Consider the following 21,327-nt stretch of genomic DNA (forward strand, 5'->3'; position numbering starts at 1 on the left):
GGCTGCCAACACCGCCAGGCTGTCACTTGGGGCAACGTAAATGCCGCGACCAAGGATGATGTTACGGTCACCGTCTCCGTCTGAGGCTGCACCCATATCAGGGGCGTCGTCACCGAACATAACGTCAAACAAGGCACGGGCATGTACGGGGTTTGGATCGGGGTGGTGGCCACCAAAATCTTCCAGTGGTTCGGCGTTTATAACTGTGCCTTTCGGCGCGCCCAGCTTCCGCTCAAGGATATCTCTTGCATAGGGGCCGGTGATGGCATGCATGGCGTCGAAGCGCAGCCGAAACCCGCTTTTGAACAGTTTTTTGATTTTCTTGAAATTGAACAGTCGTTTCATCAGGCGGCGATATTCTTTCACCGGGTCAACAATCTGGACTGTCATGCCGCCCAACTGGCATTCACCCAGTTCGTCAAGCGCCACGTCGTCAGCTTCTACGATGCTGTAGCTCTCGATCGTTTCGCTGCTGGCGAAGATGGCATCCGTCATGCTTTCAGGCGCGGGGCCACCGTTGCTGCTGTTATATTTGATGCCAAAGTCTTCGTCCGGTCCGCCCGGGTTATGACTGGCGGACAGGATGATGCCACCTTTGGCCTCAAGTTTTCGAATAAGGCAGGAAGCCGCCGGTGTGCTGAGGAGCCCGCTCTGGCCGACGACAACACGTGCTACACCATTTGCAGCCGCCATTTTCAAAATGATCTGTATGGCTTGTTTGTTGTAGAAGCGACCATCACCACCAAGCACCAGTGTCGCGGCTTTCATGCCGCCGACACCGTCGAAGATGCACTGCACAAAATTTTCCAGATAACGGCGTTGCTGGAATTGCTTAACTTTCTTGCGCAGGCCCGAGGTGCCGGGCTTCTGTCCGGGAAACGGCGTCGTGGCTATTGTTCTTGTCGTCATGATGTTCCCTCTGTCTAAGCCTTTATATCTGCGGTCTTTCCGATCGGATAGCCGTCAGGATACGGGAGGCAAGCTCGCCTTTGAATATGCTCTCTACAGGTGAAGGAAGTTTACGGCGCCAATTGGGCTCTTCTGTGGTGGTGCCGGGGACGTTTGCTTGGTCGCGCAGGCCCAATAAGTCCTCTACCTGAACAGTGATGACAGCGGCTTCTGTGCGGGCCAAATAGGCGTGGACCGCAACCGAAAGGTCGTCAGAGAGCTGGGCTGGTGCCGCGTTCGGGGATACCCCGTTGGGCAACAGGTTCTCCGCCTCAAGCCGCTTTAACATCAGCCACCGGTCGTGCAGGCGGGCGTCTTTATCACGCTTGATCCTGTCGCCATCGGTGCCAATACCCAGGGCTTCCCGCCAGCGAAAGTCTTCCTCTTCCCAATAACCCTTGAGGGTTGGGAAGTCATGATTGTTAATCGATGCTAGTTTAGCCTTTTCGAAATGAGCGGGTGCTTTGAAGGCTTCACCTTCACGTTCGAAATAGAGAACGGCGCAGCCGAGCAAGCCCCATTCTGCAAGGCGTTCGCGAAATCCTTCGGGGACTGTGCCGAGGTCTTCGCCGACCACGACGCAGTTGTTTCTGATGCTTTCCAGCGCAATGACGCCCAACATATCTTCGCGAGGGTAAACGACATAATTGCCATTTGTCTCACTTTCAAGCGGGCACCAGAAGGCCCGGTTTAAGCCCAATATGTGGTCAATGCGGACAAGGCCGGCAGGGCGCATGATCTCACGCAGTGTTCTGCGAAATATGCGGAACCCTGACCGGCTCAGGTTGGTCGGGTCAAGCGGCGCAAGATGCCATTTTTGGCCGTCGGGGTTGGCTGGGTCTCCCGGCGCGCCGAGGCTTATACCGTGAACGACCGCATCTGGTTCGCCCCAAGCCTCTGCACCGCCGGGCACCATGCCAACCGCGAGATCGAGATATAAGCCAACCGCCATGCCGGCCGCGCGTGACCGTTGTTGCGCGGCATTCAGTTGCTCATGTGCGACCCACTGCAGATAACAATAATAATTGATGCGCCCGCTATATTTTTTGCGTGCAGCGACGCTTGCCACACTGTCCGGCGATTGCAGTTCAGCCGGCCAGCCTGACCAGCCCTCCATGTCCGGTGTTGCGTTTTGCTGTACCTCTGCCAGAACATCGAAAAGCGCATGCCGCTGCAGGGCATTTCCTTTTTCAGTGACGAACGCCTGAAATGCAGTGTGACGCTCGGGCGGCGCACTTTCGTTAAATAGCGTGTAAGCAAGCTCGAACGCTGTGGTTTTGAGCGCGTAAATAGCTGGATAATCGACCAGTTCCGCCGCTCGTACATTCTGAAAAATCTCGCCGTTCATCAAAGTGGCGAGTTGTTCCCGACCCTCGCGTGAAGTGTGGAATTCCGGAATCCGGTCAGGTGCAATATGCATGATATTGAGAAATTCGCGGCTGGAAGGCGAGTATGGGCTGTATATTTCGGGCACGGTGGGGAAAAGCGCGTGTACCGGGTTGATGCCGACGAAATCTGCACCTTGTGCCGCCGCGCCTTCCGCGAAAACAGCAAGATCTTCGAAGTCCCCAATGCCCCAATTTCGCGCGGATGTCAGGCCATAAAGTGGCGCCGTAACCCCCCAGATCTTGTCTTGTGCGGTCGTGTTGGACAGGCCCAGTGCGCGTTGGGGTGTCACGATCAGGTGGCTGGTTTCATTTTTTTCCTGTGTTTGCAATTCAAGCACATGATAGCCGAGCGGAATATCGGGCCCTAGTTCAAGGGTGGTTTCTTCTCCGTCGATTCGACCGTTCCGGTGTGTGCCGTCCTCAAGGGTGAGCTTCCATTCAAGGTGTGCTGGAACACCTGACTGCAAATGAAGCTGAAGCGAGGGCTGACGCTTAACCACAATAGACCGGGGGAGTAGCCTGTGCCGTTCATTTTCGATTTCCTGCAGTGCCGAGTGTAGGTCTTCATTGCTGCTGGCAGGGATGTGCATTGCTTCCAATTGGGCGCGTTTGGTTTCGTCGCTTGCTTTTATATAGGTGCCGCTGAGGTCATGGTAACCATCAAGTATGCCGCGAGCTGTACATAGTTTGTCTAGCAGTATGGTATCAATCGCCATGGCTGGTTACGCTCCGCACGGTTGTGAAAAGCGTTACGCTATCCGGTGCGATGTCATATGCAGGGCCCCTGCACACCTCGACGGTGAATTCAGCGTCCCGCAGCGCTGTATCGAGAACTTTGCGCCAGCCCGGCATGTCAGGCAGATGGAAAGAAAGTGCAGCCGTTGAGGTGTTCAGTACAATCAAGACTACTTCTGAAGTGTCGTCGGGCGCTATCATCAGACCAAGCGCCTGCAGATCCGCAGACTGCCAATCCGAAGGGGAGAGTTCTCTGCCGTTTGGTAATAGCCAGGAGACGTCTTTCAGGTCGCCACCATCAATAGGGTCGCCATGCATGAAGCAACCTTGTCGTAGTGCCGAATGTTTTTGTCTCAGGGCAATCAGTTGGCGGGAGAAGTCGTACAGGCTCTTATCTGCGCCGTCCCAGTTCAGCCAGGTGATCTCATTGTCCTGGCAGTAGGCATTGTTGTTGCCTTTCTGAGTGTGGCCGATTTCGTCACCGGCCAGCAACATGGGAGTGCCTTGCGACAACAGAAGTGTGGCCATCAGGTTCCGTACGCGCCGGGCGCGACTTCGCTGTATGGCAAGATCGCCGGTTGGCCCTTCAATACCGCAGTTGTCACTCAGATTGTGGTTATGACCGTCGCGATTACCTTCCTGATTGGCCTCATTATGTTTGTGGCTATAGCTTGCGACATCCCGCATCGTGAAGCCGTCATGGCTGGTGACGAAATTGACTGAACTGGTCGGTTTCCGCCCGCCATGATCGAATAGATTTGCTGACCCCAAAAGGCACCCTGCCAGATCGGGCGCCGTATGAGGGTCTGACCGCCAGAAGGCTCTCGTTGCGTCCCTGAATTGGTCATTCCACTCAAGCCAACCCGGCGGGAATGACCCGAGTTGATACCCATCGGGGCCTATATCCCAAGGTTCGGCGATCAGCTTCACGCCTGATAGAACAGGGTCCTGCGCGATTGCGCTCAGAAAAGCACCCTGCCGTTGAAAGCCGTCATCCGTGCGGGCAACCGTCGTGGCGAGGTCGAATCTGAAGCCGTCCACATGCATTTCGGTGACCCAGTAACGCAAGGAATCCATGACCATTTGCAAGACGCGTGGGTGCGCAACATTCAGAGTGTTCCCGCACCCGGTGTCGTTGACATAGTGACGTGGGCTATCGGCCTCAAGGCGGTAATAGCTTTTATTGTCAATGCCGCGCCATGACAGTGTAGGGCCCAGTTCCCAGCTTTCAGCCGTGTGATTGTAAACCACATCAAGGATCACTTCGATCCCGGCGCTATGGAGCGCCTTGACCATTCGCTGAAAGGAATGCACGCCAGCGGGGCCAAGGTAGGATGGTTCTGGGATGAAATACGCAACCGGATTGTAGCCCCAATAGTTGGTTAGTCCGAGCTCAACCAGCCGGGGTTCCGAAACGAAGGCCTGCACTGGCAAAAGTTCCACAGAAGTGACGCCAAGCCGGGCCAGGTGATCCAGCATTTTGGGGGAGGACAGGCCTTCAAATGTCCCGCGTTTTTTGACCGGTACGGTTTTGTTGCGTTTGCTTACGCCTTTGATATGGGCCTCATAAAGGATCGTCCGATCAGCGGGTATGTCCGGGCTTGCATCACTGCCCCAGCGAAAGTTTGGTGATGTGACCACGCATTTCGGCATGAAAGGCGCGCTGTCGCTTTCCGAAAAGCTGAGGTCCTTTTCTTCGGAATCAGGGTCAAAGCCATATAGCGCCTTATCAAAGATAAACTCGCCCGTCAGACGCTTGGCATAGGGGTCCAGCAGAAGTTTATTGGCGTTGAAACGGTGGCCTTCCTGAGGGGCGTAAGGGCCGTGGACACGGTATCCATATAACTGCCCCTGCGAGACACCAGCAACAAAACCATGCCACACGCCATCAGTGTGTGCCGGGAGAGCGAGGCGCGCAAGTTCGTGACTGCCGTCATCGGAAAACAGGCAAAGATCAACACCGGTAGCGTTATCTGAAAAGAGCGCAAAGTTTGTGCCCTCCTTCTGCGGTGTTGCGCCCAGTGGTTTGGCGGTACCCGGCGACGGAGCAGCAAAAGGTGTCATTGTTGGCTCCCTAATCCGCTTGACTTAGAAGGGCGGAGTATATGTTGCTATACTCCTGTGCGGGCTGGGCCCAGCTGACGTCTTGTTTCATTGCCCGCCGCCTGAGTGCCGCGAAAACTTGTCTGTCTTGGTATAAGGCGAAGAAACGGTCTATTGCCCCGATGAGCGCGTCGAATGTGACGGGGGAGAACTGTATGCCATTGCCAGCCTTCGCCATTAAGGCGGCTTCATTCGTATCTACGATCGTGTCCGCCAGGCCGCCGACCCGCGCGACAATCGGAATGGTGCCGTAGCGAAGCGCGCACAATTGTGTGAGGCCGCAGGGCTCAAAGCGCGACGGCACAAAGATGGCATCGGCGCCGGCCTGCAAGCGGTGTGCGAGGGGCTCATCATAGCCAATGCGTAGACCAATCTGGCCGGGAAAAGCCTTGGCTGCAGCTGTCAGGCTGCGTTCAAGGTCAGCGTCCCCGGACCCGAGAACAGCGAGTTGTCCACCGTTTCCGACAATGTGGGGGATGGCGCCGACCAAAAGGTCCAGGCCTTTTTGCTCTGTCAGCCTGCTTACAACACAAAAGAGCGGCGCGTCATCTGTTGGTTCAAGGCCGTATTCCTGCTGTAGCGCGGCTTTGTTTGCGCTTTTGTTTGCAATGGCACTTGCGGAATAGGGCTTGGCCAGGGCGGGGTCATTCTGCGGGTCCCAAATGTTGGTATCAATGCCGTTTCGAATGCCCGATATTTTGTTGCTGCGGCTTTTAAGCAGCCCACCCAGCCCCATGCCGGCATCGTCAGTTTGTATTTCACGGGCATACGTCGGGCTGACAGTAGTGATCCTGTCGCTGTAGATAACCCCGGCTTTCAGAAAGGATACCTGATCCCAATACTCCAGACCTTCTTGCGAAAACATATCAGAGGGCAAGCCCAGGTGTGCGAATGTCGCCTTAGGGAAAAGCCCTTGAAAAGCGAGGTTGTGGATGGTGAACACACTTTGGACCTTACTGTACGGCTTTGTGCTGAGGTAGGCGGCGCACAGACCTGCTTGCCAGTCATGGGCATGCACAATATCTGCACGCCAACCGTTCAGAAGGTCGCCATTGGCCAGGTCTGCGGCGACGTTTGCCAGTGCTGCAAACCGAAGGAAGTTATCCGGCCGGTCCTTGCCGTCCGCTCCTTGATAGGGATTGCCTGCCACGCCGAAAAGGTGCCGGGCTTCCAGAATGACGAGATTGAGGCCTGTGTCTGACCTCGCGCTATAGAGCGTACCTTGCCCACCAAAAAGAGCCTTGATTTTTGCGATCTGTTTGATGTCGCGGGCAGCTTCCATGACTGCGGGAAAACCGGGAATCATCACATGGACGTTATGCCCCGACACCTCGAGTGCCAGCGGTAGAGCGCCAATAACATCTGCAAGGCCACCCGTTTTAATAAGGGGGAAACATTCCGATGCGACGAACAAAACGTGGGGCGATGGTATTGCCATCAATCAAGCTCCAGGTCGTCGATCATCTTTTGGGTTATGAGGCAAACCCCTTTTTCCGTCCGGCGAAAGCGCAGTGCGTCCTCTTCCGGGTCTTCCCCGACAATCAGACCACGGGGTATTTCCACACCGCGGTCTATAATCACATTTGACAGGCGCGCACCGCGGTTAATGTTGACGTAGGGCAAGGCCACCACACGGTTCAGCCGACTGTATGAATGCGCGTGAACTCCGGTAAACAGAAGCGAGCTTTCAATATGACTGCCGGAAACAATGCAACCACCCGCGACGAGCGAACTGATAGAAGCGCCTCTTCGGCCTTCCTGATCGTGGATGAATTTGGCGGGCGGTGTGATTTCCGCATACGTCCAGATCGGCCATTCCCGGTCATACAGGTTTAGCCCGGGCTCAATTGTTGCTAGGTCGAGGTTAGCTTCCCAATAACTGTCCACGGTTCCCACATCGCGCCAATATGCCTCGCCGCCTGGAACGCTGCGAATGCAGGATTTGGTGAAGCGGTGCGCAAAGACTTTTGCGTTTTCAACGAGATAGGGAATAATGTCTTGGCCGAAATCTCGGGAGGAATTGGGGTCAGCGGCGTCGCGGCGAAGCTGGTCAAAGAGAAATTCGGTCTCAAAAACATAAATGCCCATTGAAGCCAGGCATGCTGTCGGTTTGCCGGGGATGGTGGGTGGCTGCTCGGGCTTTTCAAGAAAGGCGGTGACATAATCTTCGTCATCCACGTTCATAACGCCAAAGCCTTTTGCCTCCTCGGGGGTGACCTCAAGGCAGCCGATTGTAACATTTGCGCCTGAGTTCACATGCTCCTCAAGCATCATCTCATAGTCCATTTTGTAGACATGGTCACCGGCCAGGATAACCATGAACTTGGGGGCATATGATTCTATGATATCGATATTCTGATACACCGCATCGGCGGTACCTTCATACCACTGGGTCTCGGAAACGCGCTGGCTGGCGGGCAATATATCGAAGCTTTCGTTGCGTTCTGCACGGTAGAAGTTCCAGCCGCGCTGCAGGTGCTTGATAAGGCTGTGGGCCTTATACTGAGTGGCAACACCTATACGCCGGATGCCCGAATTCATGGCGTTGGAAAGGGCAAAGTCGATGATCCGGCTCTTGCCGCCGAAGTATACCGCTGGTTTCGCCCTTTTGTCGGTTAATTCCTTCAGTCGGCTACCTCGACCACCAGCGAGAACATAAGCCATTGTATGGCGCGCAAAAGGTGCTGATACTGTTGTTTTCAAGACATGTCCCCCGAATTCGGTTGTGGCGAGGTAGTTCTGTGCTTGTAATACTCTTGCAAAACAGCGATCGCTTGCGCAATAAAAGAATCGGATGAAGTAAAAAATGTTTCAATTTTTGTTTCACACGAAACTTACGGGCTTCTGTAAACCGGATGTCACAAATTGGTTCTTAGTCTCTTGTAAAATACCTCTGACAGGTTGTTTTTCCTCTACTCCGACAAGGCTAAAGTAATATGACAAACCCTGAAAATACCATGCCCTCCTCGCCCGCGACATCAGTTCCGCTTGGCGTTTCTGTTCAGCGTCATCTCGTTTATTCAGTCGGCAAAGACCAGTCGCATGCTGTCGCCCGCGACTGGTGCGTTGCTTTGTCCCTGGCTATTCGGGACAGAATGGTCGACGGGTGGATGGATACGACCCGCCGCATATATAAAACCAAGCAGAAACGGGTCTACTACCTGTCGATGGAATTCATGATTGGACGATTGCTAGAAGATGCAATTGCAAACATGGGCTTAACCGAAGAGGCGCGCGCGTTTTTCGACGGAGTAGGTTTCAGGTTAAATGACATCCTGACTTCGGAACCGGATCCGGCGCTCGGAAACGGTGGCTTGGGGCGGCTGGCTGCATGTTTCATGGACTCAATGGCCACTGTCGGTGTAGCCGGCATTGGCTACGGCATCCGTTATGAGCATGGTATTTTCCGACAAAGCTTTCAGGACGGCTGGCAGTTTGAGGAGCCGGAGGACTGGTTGGTATTCGGCAATGCTTGGGAATTCCAACGTCCGGAGGTTGAATATTCGGTCGAGTTCGGTGGCTCGGTTCAGCGCGAAAGCAGCGGCAAGATGGCGTGGACACCGTCCGAACGCATCCTTGCCGGTGCCTTCGATACACCCATTGCCGGTTGGGGCGGTAAACAAGTCAATACCTTGAGGCTGTGGTCAGCCCGATCTGCGGAAGTATTAAACCTGCATCAATTCAACCAGGGGCATTTCATGGCCGCTTCGCAGCAACAGGTACTGGCGGAGTCGATCACCAAAGTTCTTTATCCGGGCGACCACACGGCGGAAGGGCGGGAGCTTCGGCTCAAGCAGGAGGTTTTCTTCACATCTGCCAGCCTGCAGGACATATTGCGGCGTTTTCTGCTCGACAATGACGATTTCAGCGACCTGCCCCAGCATGTAGCCGTGCAAATGAACGATACCCATCCGGCCATCGCTGTGCCTGAGTTAGTGCGCTTACTGGTAGATAAACACGGGCTGGAGTTTGTTAAGTCATTCGAGATAGCAAGAGCTACACTTCATTATACCAACCATACGCTGTTGCCTGAAGCGCTGGAAAAGTGGCCATTGGAACTGTTCGAAAGATGCCTGCCCAGGCATCTGCAGATTATTCGCGAAATAGACAATCTATTCACTGCGGAGGTTGGCGCAAAGTTTGAGGGCAAGAATCTTGAGCCGATGAAAGTGATTGACCCCCATCATGGAGGGTCGGTGCGAATGGGGAATCTGGCGTTTATTGGTTCAAGTCATGTGAACGGTGTTTCCGCGCTACATACAGAACTGATGAAGCAGACGGTCTTCAAGGACCTGCATGAAATCTACCCGGACCGCATTTTAAACCAGACGAACGGCATCACGCCACGACGTTGGCTTCTGGAATGTAATCCTTTGCTGGCGAATCTGGTTACCGAAACCATCGGGGATGAGTGGATCGAGAACCTAGAACATATATCCAAACTTACGCCTTATGCGGATGACAAGGCGTTTCGGGAAAAGTTTTCGCAAGTGAAGGCGGAAAATAAAATTCGCCTCGCAGCCTTCATCGAAAAGCAGACCGGGATCAAGGTCAATCCGACAGCGCTGTTTGACGTGCAAATCAAGCGCATCCATGAATATAAACGACAACTGCTAAACGCACTTGAGACCATGGCGCTTTATCAGGCGATGAAAGATAACCCACAGGCCGACTGGCAGCCGCGCGTGAAAATTTTTGCAGGCAAGGCAGCGCCCAGCTACACGCTGGCAAAACTGATCATCAAACTGATCAATGATGTTGCTGAAAAAATAAACAACGACCCGGACATTGGTGACCTGCTTAAAGTGGTATTCTTGCCGAACTATAATGTGTCGGTAGCCGAAGAGCTAATCCCGGGTGCCGATTTATCCGAGCAGATATCGACGGCAGGGTTCGAAGCGTCAGGAACGGGCAATATGAAATTTGCCTTAAACGGTGCGCTTACCATCGGGACATTGGATGGCGCCAATGTTGAGATCAAGGAGCATGTTGGCGCAGACAATATCTTCATTTTCGGTATGGAGGCAGATGAGGTAGCACGCAGACAGCAGGAAGGTTGCCAGCCGTGGATTACTGTCGCGGAGACGCCGCGTTTGCAGGAAGTGGTCAAGCTTATTTCCTCCGGCTTCTACTCTCAAGGGGATATGGAGCGATTTGCCGGTATCGTGGATAACATACTGGCGCATGATTATTTTCAGGTAACACCTGACTTCAATGCTTACTGGGATACACAGCGAGAGGTTGATGCGGAGTTCAAGGACACCGAGAACTGGCACCGCAAAGCGATACTGAATACGGCCAACATGGGCTGGTTTTCAGCGGACCGTACCATTCGTGGCTATGCAAAAGAGATATGGAAAGCGCTGCCGGATGAGAAGTGAGGCCGTGGCGCTTGCCAGTCAGGATACCCTGCCTGCCAGTGAGCTCGCTGCCCTTGTCACCGGGCAGCACGCCGACCCGTTCTCTCTCTTGGGTCGGCATCCCTTCGGCAAATCGACAATTATCCGCACATTTATCCCCGGTGCGGAAAGCGTAGACGTCTATACCCGCAAGGGAAAAACACCGCTGTGCAGCTTGAGGCGCGTTCATGATGCCGGTCTGTTCGAAGGACCTCTGCCCGCCTCCAAGGCTCGGTCAGGCTATCGGTTGCATGTCAGCGCAGGTACGGCAAGCTGGTTCCATGACGACCCCTATCAGTATGGCTCAACCATAGGGGACCTGGACCTGCATCTACTATCGGAAGGCACGCACGAGCGGGTATACACCTGTTTGGGCGCACACATCTGTCATCACGAAGGCGTTGCGGGGACACGTTTTGCGGTGTGGGCACCGGCAGCTTCAAGGGTTGCCTTGGTCGGTGATTTCAACCACTGGAATAGCGCCCAGTATGTTATGCGGTCGCGCGGAGCAAGTGGCGTATGGGAGCTTTTTCTGCCGGGTGTTGGCGACGGGGCACATTATAAATTCTGCATATTTGATGCGCAGGGGCGGCAAACGCCGTTGAAAGCCGATCCATTTGCTTTTGGAACGGAGTATCGGCCTAACACGGCCTCTGTGGTCCGCGCATTGCAGGCCTACCCCTGGACTGATGCAGGCTGGATATCTATCCGCCATAAGCGGCAGCACCGTGCTTCGGCGATTTCAATTTATGAAGTTCACTTGGCATCATGGATGCGAACCTGGGATAGCGATGCACCATATCTGAGCTATGGGGAGCTGGCCGAAAAACTGATCCCCTATGTGAAGGGCCTCGGCTTCACCCACATTGAATTGCTGCCCGTGACCGAATACCCGTTTGATGGTTCCTGGGGGTATCAACCGGTTGGACTGTATTCCCCAACCCGGCGTTTCGGCACACCCTCAGAATTCAAGGCGTTCATTAACGCCTGCCATGAAGCTGAGGTCGGTGTGCTGCTCGATTGGGTGCCGGGGCATTTCCCGGCCGACGATCATGGGCTGGTGAAATTTGATGGTACGCATTTGTTTGAGCATGAAGACCCGCGTAAGGGGTTTCATCCTGACTGGAACACCCTGATTTTCAACTTTGGTCGGCGCGAAGTTGCCAACTATCTGATCTCAAACGCTCATTTCTGGCTTGAGGAATATCACCTCGATGGGCTTCGTGTCGATGCAGTGGCTTCAATGCTCTACCTTGACTACAGCCGGAAGGATGGTGAATGGCTACCCAATGAGCACGGCGGTAACGAGAATTATGATGCAGTAGCAATGCTCCGTGCCATGAATGAACGTGTATATAGCCTCAATGAAGGTATTATTACGGTAGCGGAAGAATCAACCTCCTACCCGAAAGTATCGGCACCAACCTATGACGGCGGACTGGGTTTTGGCTTCAAATGGAACATGGGCTGGATGAATGATACGCTGGATTATATGTCGCGCGAGCCGGTTCACCGCCGCCATCACCATCACCAGTTGACCTTCGGTATACAGTATGCGTTTTCGGAGAACTATGTCTTGCCGCTGAGCCATGATGAGGTGGTGCACGGTAAAGGTTCGCTCATCGAACGTATGCCAGGTGACAGGTGGCAAAAGTTTGCCAACCTGCGTGCCTATTTCGGCTTCATGTGGACACATCCCGGCAAAAAATTACTGTTTATGGGCGGCGAGTTCGCGCAAGAACGAGAATGGGATGCCGACAGCGAACTTGACTGGCACCTGTTGGCGAACCCCGATCATAAAAATATCCAAGATCTTGTCCGCGACCTGAACAGGCTTTACCGGGAGACGCCAGCCTTGTACCAGAGGGACTGCGATAGGGAGGGTTTCCAGTGGGTTGATGGTGGGGCCTCTGCGGATAATGTCATCTCATTTCTACGATGGGGTGAAGCTGATACGAAGCCTTGTCTTGTGCTTTGTAATTTCTCACCCATGGTGCGCCATGGCTACCGTATTGGCATGCCTTATGGAGGTTTCTGGGCTGAGAAACTTAACACGGATTCCCATTTTTACGGCGGTTCGGATGTTGGAAACGGCGGAGGTGTGGAGGCAGAAGCGGTCCCCTGGCATATCCAGCCCTATTCGGCGATGGTGACTATACCGCCGCTTGCAACTGTTGTGTTGCAGTATTCGCCGCGATAGGTCCCCTTTATACCAGCCAGCGTGTTAGCGTGCTGTATAGCATCTCAGGTTTGAACGGCTTGGGAATATGATCGTTCATACCAGCTTTGAGGCAGTGTTCGCGGTCAGCCATAGATACATTCGCGGTCATGGCGATGATGGGCACACGTGCGCCTCCGTCAGTTTGCCGGAGCGCGCGGGTGACGGCCACACCATCCATACCAGGCATCTGCATATCCATGAGGATGGCGTCATAGCGAGATTGCATCCCCTTCTCGAGGGCTATCAGGCCATCTTCTGCGATGTCCACGATCACGCCAACTTCCGTCAGAAGCTTGATGGCGATTATTCGGTTGACTGGGTTGTCCTCCGCCAGAAGGATATGCGTGCCGGCCAGCACGGATGGCGGCGAGGCAGGTGGTGCCGGCGCTATTGCGGCTTCTCTATTCTTCGCCTCACGCGGCAGGTCAAGCAGGATGTTGAAACTAAAAACGCTCCCTTTGCCACTCAGGCTCTTGACGCTGATCTCGCCGTGCATGAGTTCAACGAGTTGTTTGCAGATGGCGAGCCCAAGGCCGGTTCCACCATAACGTCGGGTTATCGTCTCATCAACCTGGGAGAATGACTGGAACAGCCGGCTTTGTTCTTCGGGGCTCATGCCGATGCCGGTATCTGTAACCGTACAGGAGAAACGGGCCTTCCCTTCAACAGCGCTGGTGCATGATACTGCGATGGTGACTGCGCCCGCTTCGGTGAATTTGATTGCGTTGTTGCCGAGATTGATGAGCACTTGGCTCAGTCGTGTCGGATCACCGCATAACTGTTCCGGCAACTGCTCTTGCCCGGTCACAGTGAATGCCAAGCCTTTTTCAAGCGCCTTCGGTTCGACAATGGTTTTTACCACGTCGAGCACGGCGGCAGGACGGAAGGTCATGTGTTCAAGGTCAAGCTTACCTGCTTCAATTTTCGAGAAGTCGAGGATATCATTGATCAGGGTGAGGAGGATGTCCCCGGACGCTTTGATATTATTGATATAACCGCGCTGTTTTTCGTTCAGGTTGGTGGTGGCGGTTAGTTCGCTGAGGCCGATCACAGCATTAAGCGGAGTCCGTATCTCGTGGCTCATTCGGGCGAGGAAGTCCGACTTGGCTTCGTTTGCAGCTCTGGCCTGTTCGCTGGCTCTCTGGGCGGCGTCGCGCTCAGCGCGAATTTGTACAATTCGGTCGGCAATGCCAATCGAAAGGATAACAGTTTCAAGCGCCATGCCGATCGGCATGAAAAATTCAACAAAAGCGCTGTGTGGGATGACGTCCAGGCCGCGCAAGACACGGACGCCAACACCGATGATAGGAAGCAACCAGCCCGCTGCGTAAAAAATCGCGGACCGACTACCACGCGGGATGGCGACGACCAGCGAGACCAGGATAACTGAGATACCGCCCAGTGCCAGTAGGTTGAAGATGAGGTCAATCGTATCGGCATGCCAGCCGCGGGTCGATACATAAAACACGGACCATAAGCCGAAAGGTAGTGCGGCGATTTTGATAAATTGGTGCCACCATGGCGGGAAGACACTTTTCTCGATGAATGCCTGGAGGAACAATAACCCTGTAAGTCCGTTAAGGCCCAACGCTAGAATGGTGATGTTCATCTGTTGCCCGATGGTCAGTATTCCGGGCAGAAAATGTGCAAAAGCGCCGTAAGCCACTGCTGTATAGACAAAGATCGAGGCGACGAAGAGGCAATACTGCAAGTGGAAGTCAAAGCGTAAGGTGGCGGCGAGGGAAATGTTATAGAGCAACATCGCCAAAAGCGCGCCGATGATCAGGCTAATGATCAGATGCCCGGTGACCTCGCGCTTGTTCCAGTCTTCCGCTTTCACAAAATTCAGCTGCCGAAACAGTTTTATCGACGAAGGATTTTCCAGCCCCACATAGATATGCTCCACAGCTGAGCCCCGGGCAGGTGCGTCAAAGGTAACAAAATTTCCTACCGACCAATAACGGTCAAAGTCATAAGGTCCAAGATTGTAGCTAACATATGTGCCATCGGCATAACGGAACTGAATTGCCGCGCCCTCAAGCCAGTGCCGAAAAAGAACCAGGCTGTATTCTGTTCCCGTTTCGGGGCTGAGTGGGGCAGCATCAATGGACAGCCAGACGGTATTCCGTGAGGGTTCAGCCAATCCGTCACACTTTTCCTGTGCGACCGATTGGCCCATTTTCGGGTATTCATCAAGTGTGTCGGTATAAAAATAGCACGCGGTGTGCAGCAGATTGACGGGTGCCTTAATGATTGGAAACGGGAATGCGGAGATAAAAACCGCTATGCCAAGCAGGGCCGGCATGACAAACAGCCATGCCGGTGAAATTCTGCCACTGATATCTGTCGACTGCCCCATCGAACCCCAACCTGTTATGCCACCTCTTTACACTATGAGGTGAAATGTGCAACGGGCAAGGAGGCCGCGGCTGGTTTTCGGTTATAAATAGTATGCTTTAAGCGGAGGAAAGCCGTTAAATTCTATCGCGCTGTAACTCGTTGTATAGGCTCCGGTGGAGAACCAATATAGACGATCCCCAATCGCAAGATTCAGCGGTAGCGGCACCTTTGTGTCCTCGTACATGATGTCGGCACTGTCACATGTTGGGCCTGCCAAGATACAATGTTCCATCTCACCACTTTTTTCGGTGTAGATCGGATATTTGATGGCCTCCTCCATTGTTTCGATCAATCCGGAGAATTTACCAACGTCTGTAAAGACCCAGCGGTGTAGAGACATGCGCGCCTTGCGTGAAATCAGGACCACCTCACTGACCAAAATGCCAGCATTGGCGACGAGTGACCGCCCGGGCTCGAGAATGATCTCCGGCATGTCATCGCCGAAGTCTTCCTGCAGGAAACGGGTGATCTCACTGGCATAGGTTTTCAGGTCATGTGCTCTGTTCACATAGTTCCCGGGAAACCCGCCACCCATGTTGATCATTTTGAGCACGATATTATCCTCGTCCCGCAGCCGCTCAAAGATGTTAGTAACCTTGGCGATTGCGGCATCCCATGCGCCAATATCGCGCTGCTGTGAGCCAACATGGAATGAGATGCCATACGGCTCTAGGCCGAGATCACGGGCCAACACCATCAAATCCATCGCCATGTCGTTTTGGCAACCAAACTTGCGCGAGAGCGGCCAGTCGGCGGTATGCGTCCCCTCAGTCAGAACGCGGGCATACACGCGTGACCCCGGCGCTGCTTTGGCGATGTTGCGAAGGTCGTCTTCTGAATCAGTTGCGAAAAGCCGGACACCCTTGTCATAGAAATAACGGATGTCGCGGGACTTCTTGATGGTATTGCCATAGCTGATGCGTTCAGGCGACACACCCAGTTCCAGCACTCGATCAAGCTCATAGATGGATGCAATATCGAAGTTTGCGCCTTTGTCCCGCAGAAGGCCGATAACTTCGGGCGCGGGATTGGCCTTTACGGCATAAAAGATTTTCGCGATGGGAAAAGCATCGCTCAGTTCTTCATAGGCAGCATCTATGATCTTGGTGTCCACCACCAGGAATGGTGTTTCCTTGGTGTCAGCAAAAGTTTTGATGCGGTCGAAGGTTTCCTGTGGATAAAAATCTTCAATAGCGATGGTCATTGCGGATAAGGTCCCTCATGCAGCCAGACTGGCTAGAAAATAGTGTTTTACGGTGTCAGCAAGAGACAATCTAACATGCGTGGAAGTGTAACCCAATGGATTTTCAGGGTCGCCGCTGCGCCGACTGCGTGGCGGTCAAACTAGCGGCTTGCAGAATGCGCGAGATGGCCTAGATACTATCTCTAAGCAATAATTCTGCTGTTTATAAGCAATAATTCTGCTGTTTAACGGTCCCAAGAAGGCATATTCATGATCAAAATCCATCACCTTAACCACTCTCGCTCACAACGTATTTTATGGTTGCTTGAAGAAATGGCGCTTGATTATGAAATCATTTCCTATGAGCGCAATGCTGAGACCCGCTTGGCACCGGATACGTTGAAAGCAATACATCCGCTGGGGAAATCACCTGTATTGGAAGATGCGGGTGTCAAAATCGCCGAGTCAGCGGCAATCGTTGACTATCTGATCCGAACATATGGCAAAGGCGACTTTGGACCTTCTATTGGCGATGCGAACTACGAGGCATACGCGGAATGGCTGCATTATGCCGAAGGGTCAGCCATATTGCCCTTCATGCTCGGTCTCTATGTTGGGCGACTGGGTGCCGCCGGAGCACCGCTTGGCCCAAGGATTAAAAGCGAGGTGGCTAATCACCTTGGCTACGTGGCTCAGTCTCTGGGTGACAGATCCTTTCTTGTCGGCGACGGCTTGACCGGTGCCGATGTCATGATGGTATTTGTGCTTGAAGCGGCAAAGGTTAGCGGCGCGCTCGCGCATTTTCCTGGTCTGGAGAAGTACCTTGATCGCATGCAGGCCAGGCCTGCCTATAAGCGGGCAGTTGAGCGTGGCGGGCCATATCAATTGGGCTCATAGAGTGGGGGCTGCTGCGGCACTAAGTCCCATAGCCTGTGGCTCGGATGCGACGTAGTCTTGCGTTAAACCCGCAAGTGAGGCTACGTCATGAATGTTTATTTCAGCTCCGCCGCAGTTGTCACTGCCGTAACCTGTTTTATCCACTGCTGGTTCGGTGGAAAATACATTGCAGAGCCTTTGCTTAGGGCGCGGGATTTGCACACCGTGCCCAAATATACCAACTATTATTGCTGGCACATGGTTAGTATCGTCTTGGCTGCCATGAGCGGAGCGTACTTTTGGGCGAGCGTAAAGCCAGACGCGGTTGAACTTGCCGTTGTCTCATTTGGCTTGTCGGCAGCCTTTTGTATATGGAACGTCGTCCTTATTGTGTGGAAAAAGCAGCGGTTTCAGGAGCTGCCGCAATGGTCCCTTTTTGCGGCGGGAGCCATGCTTGGTGGTATAGGCCTTGCCCTTTAGGCTGCCCGTTATTTTTTGGCGATGGGGATTAAAAAAAACCTTTTAAGTGATACTGCACTATTTTGTTAACCTGTTCGCTGCAGGATTGGGGTGGGGCGTCAATCTATACGAAAGCCGTGAATTACGCGCTTTGGAAATGTGTACAGTATGAAATACCGGTTCGCACAACTGACGATACTTTTTAGTTTTTTACTTTTAACTTCGCCGACGTCTTCTGCTGAAGTCACCGTCTATACGGAAGACTATCCCCCCTATAATTATGTTGGTGATGATGGCACTATCGAGGGTATCGCCACCGCGAAAGTGAGGCAGGTCCTGGACGCGGCGGGGCTTGATTACGAAATCAGGATGGTTCCCTGGAGCAGGGCAGTGTTGTATGCAGGTCGTCAAGATAACGCACTCATATATACGATCACCCGCACGCCGCTACGGGAGGAGCAATACGACTGGCTGGTTCCCGTCGCTACATCAAATTTCTACCTTTATGCCCGGGCAGATGACCCGCGCCCTGTAACGCCTGACGCTTTACGGTCCGGCATGTTTAGCGCCGCCTGCGTAACGGGAGATTTGACGTGTGACCTGTTGGCGACAACCGGTATTCCGGAGGAGAGAATAGTATATATATCCGATAGCAACACCGGTGACTTTCGCCTGGTTGTTGCAGGTCGGGCCGATCTCTATATCAGTGAGCTGGCCGCTAATTCGCGCTTAAGGCATGCCGGTGGATTCGACCTCGATGTCACGAAGCCTACGCTCCGTCTTGGCGGCAAGACGGGGTTCTATCTTGCCAGTGGCAAGCATGTATCTCCAGAGCTCAGAAGTCGGATACGGAGAAGTTATAACCGGCTGCAAGCTCAGGGGCGTTATCATCTGGCGGCACCGCTGCAAACCGACGAATTGGGACAATAGACAGCGTTACCAGTCCCAGTCGTCGTTCTCGTGGTCGCCCGCCACAACATGGCCATGCAGGTCATAGTCGTCGCTTCCGGTGATCAGTGCCATGACCATATCGCCCTCACCAAGTCCCGACGCCCCACCCAAGTGCACTTGCCCGTCAATCTCCGGTGCGTCGGCGTAGGTGCGACCGGTTGCGCCGGTCTCGGTTACCCCATCGATCAGCACAGCCATTTCCAGCCCAACCCGTTCTTTGAGTTTTTCTGCGGAAATTTCCTGTTGTACGGCCATGAAGCGTTCCCAGCGTTCCTGCTTCAGTTCTTCTGCAACCGGGTTTGCCAGCGCGTTGGCCGCGGCGCCCTCGACAGGTTCGTATTTGAAACAACCAACGCGGTCGAGGCGCGCTTCGCGCATCCAGTCGAGCAGGTATTCAAAATCATTATCTGTTTCGCCGGGGAAGCCAACAATGAAGGTGGAGCGCAGCACAATTTCAGGCACGATCTTGCGCCAGTTTTCAATTCGTTCAAGTACTTTGGCTTCATTGGCTGGCCGACGCATGGCGCGCAGCACGCTCGGGCTGGCATGCTGGAACGGTATATCGAGATAAGGCAATATCTTGCCTTCCGCCATCAGCGGCATGACATCGTCGACATGAGGGTAGGGGTAGACATAATGCATGCGTACCCAGACGTCCAATTCTCCCAACTCGCGGGCGAGGTCCGTCATATGGGCGCGCACGTCGCGGTTTTTCCATTTTTCCGTCTGGTGCCGCAGGTCAAGGCCGTAAGCGGATGTATCCTGGCTGATGACCAGCAATTCCTGTGTGCCTGCTTCCACGAGCTTTTCCGCCTCGCGTAACACGGCACGAATGGGGCGGGAGACAAGATCACCGCGCAGGCTCGGGATAATGCAGAATTTACAGCGGTGGTTACAGCCCTCTGAGATTTTCAGGTAGCTGTAGTGTCGCGGCGTCAGCCGAAGGCCCGCTTCCGGCACAAGGTGTACATAAGGGTCGTGGGGCTGGGGCGCTGCCTTATGCACTTCGCCCACCACCTGTTCATACTGGTGCGGGCCGGTAACCGCCAACACACCGGGCACCACTTCCCGCACAGCGCCTTCATCAACACCCAGACAGCCGGTTACGATTACTTTGCCGTTTTCAGCCATGGCTTCCTTGATGGCAGAGAAGCTTTCTTCCTTTGCGCTGTCAATGAAGCCGCAGGTGTTTACCACCACCACATCCGCGCCCTGGTATTCGGGCGATATCTCATAGCCTTCGGACCGAAGCTTGGTGAGGATACGCTCGCTATCCACCAGTGCTTTGGGGCAACCGAGGGAGACAAAGCCGACTTTGGACGTTTGGTTGGTGTGTGTGCTCATGGGCGCGGCTTATACAGCCGACAAAGCCAAAACACCAGCGAGAAAAGCATGTTCCCCTGCCGTGCCCTGACATAGAAAAAGGGAGCCTCATGCTGGCTCCCTTCTGCTCTTGCGGTTCACATTGAGGGGTATCTACCGGCTGTAAGCTTCCCCGTTGGCATTGTCTGCACCTTCATGCAGGCGTTCGCGAACCGACCCTGGGTTGGTGGTGACGTAGGAATGCAGTACTGCAATTGCTTCGTCTGCGGCTTCCCGGCCAGACTTGTTACCTTCTTCGACATCTGTGGCAATGCCGAGAATCTGCATGTAAAGCTCTTCCGGTTCGCCCTGAATGGTCAGCCCGAACCTGGTGTTGGCGGCAAAGATATCATTCCACTCATCACGGATGGCTTTCCAGTAATCCTTCGTCTTGGCCCAATATTCGCTGCCGATTTCGGTTTTGAAGCCATCGAATTTTTCGTAAGTATTTACGCCAATCTCATGCACCAGCAGTTCGGGCTGGTCACCGCCAAGCACAAGCTTGGCATTGTCCTGTTCATGGACCCAGCCGGTGGGCGTGATGGCATGGCGGTTAACGGCGGCAATGGCATGGTAGTCATCGCGCTTGGTGGCGTCGCGTCGCGGCAGTGGACGCCAACTTTTGGGTGAAGTCCAGACAGCCGTGCCGTCCGAATGGTCCCACGCGGCGATTGCGGCATACCGCGGTGCATCATCAACCTGATAAACGATCTGCGCCCATTTTCCCGCACGCTCGCTCGTGCTTACCTGTCTTTTGACCCAAGTATTTGCACCGATGAAATCCATAATCTCAGCCGGTTCAAACTGCCAGTCCTGCCGCCAATGCTTGATCGGCATAAAGGGGACTTTCTCGCCGTCACCCACGACGAGAATATGTTGAAGGCTGATGAACTCGCCCGTGTCCTCGATCACCCGCACCATTTCGTGCGCGCCGGTCACATAACGTTCCTTAAGCGCATAATCTGACTTGAAGGAGACGGTCTCCTGAAAGTCGAACCTGACCTTATAGTCGCCGGTCATGGCGAGGATAGCCTTACGGTCAGCTTCAAACTTTTCTGCAGTGATTTGAGGCGCAGCTTCGGTCTGCGCGGCCACCATGGGCGCGCTGTTTTGGTTGGTCGTGTTGCACGCAGCCAGCATGACAGCGGCGCATAGCGCGGCTCCAGCCTTGATGCCCGATTTGATCAGTGTCGTTTTCATTGTCTTTCCTAACTCAGCGTCACTGCAATTAATAATAATGATTCTGACTTGCAATACGAAAAGGCATTGCTTATGAACGCTGATAACGATTCTGAGAATCAT

General features: G+C 53.9%; 14 protein-coding genes. 5 read left to right on the forward strand and 9 right to left on the reverse strand.

The features are described 5' to 3' along the window. From ACN0VM_RS10620 to glgC, 5 genes are all read right to left on the reverse strand, one after another. Positions 1 to 909: alpha-D-glucose phosphate-specific phosphoglucomutase (locus ACN0VM_RS10620; protein ID WP_417450857.1), on the reverse strand; the 909-nt coding region annotated here is incomplete at its 3' end. Positions 910 to 931: 22 nt separating this feature from the next. Further along, positions 932 to 3,052: a 4-alpha-glucanotransferase gene (malQ, locus tag ACN0VM_RS10625; protein ID WP_417450858.1), complete on the reverse strand. Its 2,121-nt coding sequence runs from the start codon at positions 3,050 to 3,052 to the stop codon at positions 932 to 934. Continuing rightward, on the reverse strand, positions 3,042 to 5,135 hold the full coding sequence (gene glgX, locus ACN0VM_RS10630; RefSeq protein WP_417450859.1) for a glycogen debranching protein GlgX: 2,094 nt from the start codon (positions 5,133 to 5,135) through the stop codon (positions 3,042 to 3,044). The genes malQ and glgX overlap by 11 nt, the downstream gene beginning before the upstream one ends. A gap of 10 nt (positions 5,136 to 5,145) precedes the next feature. Continuing rightward, entirely contained in the window at positions 5,146 to 6,612 is a 1,467-nt protein-coding gene (gene glgA, locus ACN0VM_RS10635) for a glycogen synthase GlgA (RefSeq protein WP_417450860.1), read from the reverse strand. Next, positions 6,612 to 7,877 (reverse strand): glucose-1-phosphate adenylyltransferase, encoded by a 1,266-nt coding sequence (gene glgC, locus ACN0VM_RS10640; RefSeq protein WP_417450861.1) that lies wholly within the window; start codon positions 7,875 to 7,877, stop codon positions 6,612 to 6,614. Before glgC ends, glgA begins: the two co-directional genes overlap by 1 nt. A 233-nt stretch (positions 7,878 to 8,110) precedes the next feature. Between glgC and ACN0VM_RS10645 the strand changes: the two genes are divergently transcribed. Beyond that, positions 8,111 to 10,555 carry a glycogen/starch/alpha-glucan phosphorylase gene (locus ACN0VM_RS10645; protein ID WP_417450862.1) on the forward strand — a complete coding sequence of 815 codons (2,445 nt, stop codon included), beginning with the start codon at positions 8,111 to 8,113 and terminating at the stop codon, positions 10,553 to 10,555. After that, positions 10,545 to 12,773, forward strand: a complete 2,229-nt coding sequence (glgB, locus tag ACN0VM_RS10650; RefSeq protein WP_417450863.1) for a 1,4-alpha-glucan branching protein GlgB — start codon at positions 10,545 to 10,547, stop codon at positions 12,771 to 12,773. The genes ACN0VM_RS10645 and glgB overlap by 11 nt, the downstream gene beginning before the upstream one ends. Before the next feature lie 7 nt (positions 12,774 to 12,780). Here glgB and ACN0VM_RS10655 read toward each other — a convergent pair whose 3' ends face one another. Both ACN0VM_RS10655 and ACN0VM_RS10660 read right to left on the reverse strand, forming a co-directional pair. Continuing rightward, the gene (locus ACN0VM_RS10655; protein WP_417450864.1) at positions 12,781 to 15,153 is read right to left on the reverse strand and encodes an ATP-binding protein; all 2,373 of its coding nucleotides are present in this window, start codon (positions 15,151 to 15,153) and stop codon (positions 12,781 to 12,783) included. An 81-nt stretch (positions 15,154 to 15,234) separates the two neighbouring features. Beyond that, positions 15,235 to 16,398 carry a type III PLP-dependent enzyme gene (locus ACN0VM_RS10660; RefSeq protein WP_417450865.1) on the reverse strand — a complete coding sequence of 388 codons (1,164 nt, stop codon included), beginning with the start codon at positions 16,396 to 16,398 and terminating at the stop codon, positions 15,235 to 15,237. Between the two features lie 249 nt (positions 16,399 to 16,647). On the opposite strand from ACN0VM_RS10660, the gene ACN0VM_RS10665 reads away from it, so the two are divergent. The 3 genes from ACN0VM_RS10665 (at position 16,648) to ACN0VM_RS10675 (ending at position 18,642) form a co-directional block, all read left to right on the forward strand. Next, complete coding sequence (locus ACN0VM_RS10665) at positions 16,648 to 17,274, forward strand: glutathione S-transferase family protein (protein WP_417450866.1); 627 nt, start codon at positions 16,648 to 16,650, stop codon at positions 17,272 to 17,274. 87 nt (positions 17,275 to 17,361) lie between these two features. After that, positions 17,362 to 17,733: a hypothetical protein gene (locus ACN0VM_RS10670; protein WP_417450867.1), complete on the forward strand. Its 372-nt coding sequence runs from the start codon at positions 17,362 to 17,364 to the stop codon at positions 17,731 to 17,733. Between the two features lie 147 nt (positions 17,734 to 17,880). Further along, entirely contained in the window at positions 17,881 to 18,642 is a 762-nt protein-coding gene (locus tag ACN0VM_RS10675; protein ID WP_417450868.1) for a substrate-binding periplasmic protein, read from the forward strand. A gap of 6 nt (positions 18,643 to 18,648) precedes the next feature. On the opposite strand, the gene rimO is transcribed toward ACN0VM_RS10675, so the two are convergent. Both rimO and ACN0VM_RS10685 read right to left on the reverse strand, forming a co-directional pair. Beyond that, positions 18,649 to 20,007 (reverse strand): 30S ribosomal protein S12 methylthiotransferase RimO, encoded by a 1,359-nt coding sequence (gene rimO / locus ACN0VM_RS10680; RefSeq protein WP_417450869.1) that lies wholly within the window; start codon positions 20,005 to 20,007, stop codon positions 18,649 to 18,651. Positions 20,008 to 20,139: 132 nt separating this feature from the next. Next, positions 20,140 to 21,225 carry a DUF6607 family protein gene (locus ACN0VM_RS10685; RefSeq protein ID WP_417450870.1) on the reverse strand — a complete coding sequence of 362 codons (1,086 nt, stop codon included), beginning with the start codon at positions 21,223 to 21,225 and terminating at the stop codon, positions 20,140 to 20,142. Between the last annotated feature and the right edge of the window lie 102 nt (positions 21,226 to 21,327).

This window comes from Kordiimonas sp., assembly GCF_048260245.1.
In the GTDB taxonomy this organism is placed as follows: domain Bacteria; phylum Pseudomonadota; class Alphaproteobacteria; order Sphingomonadales; family Kordiimonadaceae; genus Kordiimonas.

Coding starts and splice junctions, on each gene's coding strand:
- glgB (WP_417450863.1), top strand. CDS start 10,545: ATGAGAAGTGAGGCCGTGGCGCTTGCCAGTCAGGATACCCTGCCTGCC.
- glgA (WP_417450860.1), bottom strand. CDS start 6,612: ATGGCAATACCATCGCCCCACGTTTTGTTCGTCGCATCGGAATGTTTC.
- ACN0VM_RS10660 (WP_417450865.1), bottom strand. CDS start 16,398: ATGACCATCGCTATTGAAGATTTTTATCCACAGGAAACCTTCGACCGC.
- malQ (WP_417450858.1), bottom strand. CDS start 3,052: ATGGCGATTGATACCATACTGCTAGACAAACTATGTACAGCTCGCGGC.
- ACN0VM_RS10665 (WP_417450866.1), top strand. CDS start 16,648: ATGATCAAAATCCATCACCTTAACCACTCTCGCTCACAACGTATTTTA.
- ACN0VM_RS10675 (WP_417450868.1), top strand. CDS start 17,881: ATGAAATACCGGTTCGCACAACTGACGATACTTTTTAGTTTTTTACTT.
- ACN0VM_RS10655 (WP_417450864.1), bottom strand. CDS start 15,153: ATGGGGCAGTCGACAGATATCAGTGGCAGAATTTCACCGGCATGGCTG.
- ACN0VM_RS10645 (WP_417450862.1), top strand. CDS start 8,111: ATGACAAACCCTGAAAATACCATGCCCTCCTCGCCCGCGACATCAGTT.
- rimO (WP_417450869.1), bottom strand. CDS start 20,007: ATGAGCACACACACCAACCAAACGTCCAAAGTCGGCTTTGTCTCCCTC.
- glgX (WP_417450859.1), bottom strand. CDS start 5,135: ATGACACCTTTTGCTGCTCCGTCGCCGGGTACCGCCAAACCACTGGGC.
- ACN0VM_RS10670 (WP_417450867.1), top strand. CDS start 17,362: ATGAATGTTTATTTCAGCTCCGCCGCAGTTGTCACTGCCGTAACCTGT.
- ACN0VM_RS10685 (WP_417450870.1), bottom strand. CDS start 21,225: ATGAAAACGACACTGATCAAATCGGGCATCAAGGCTGGAGCCGCGCTA.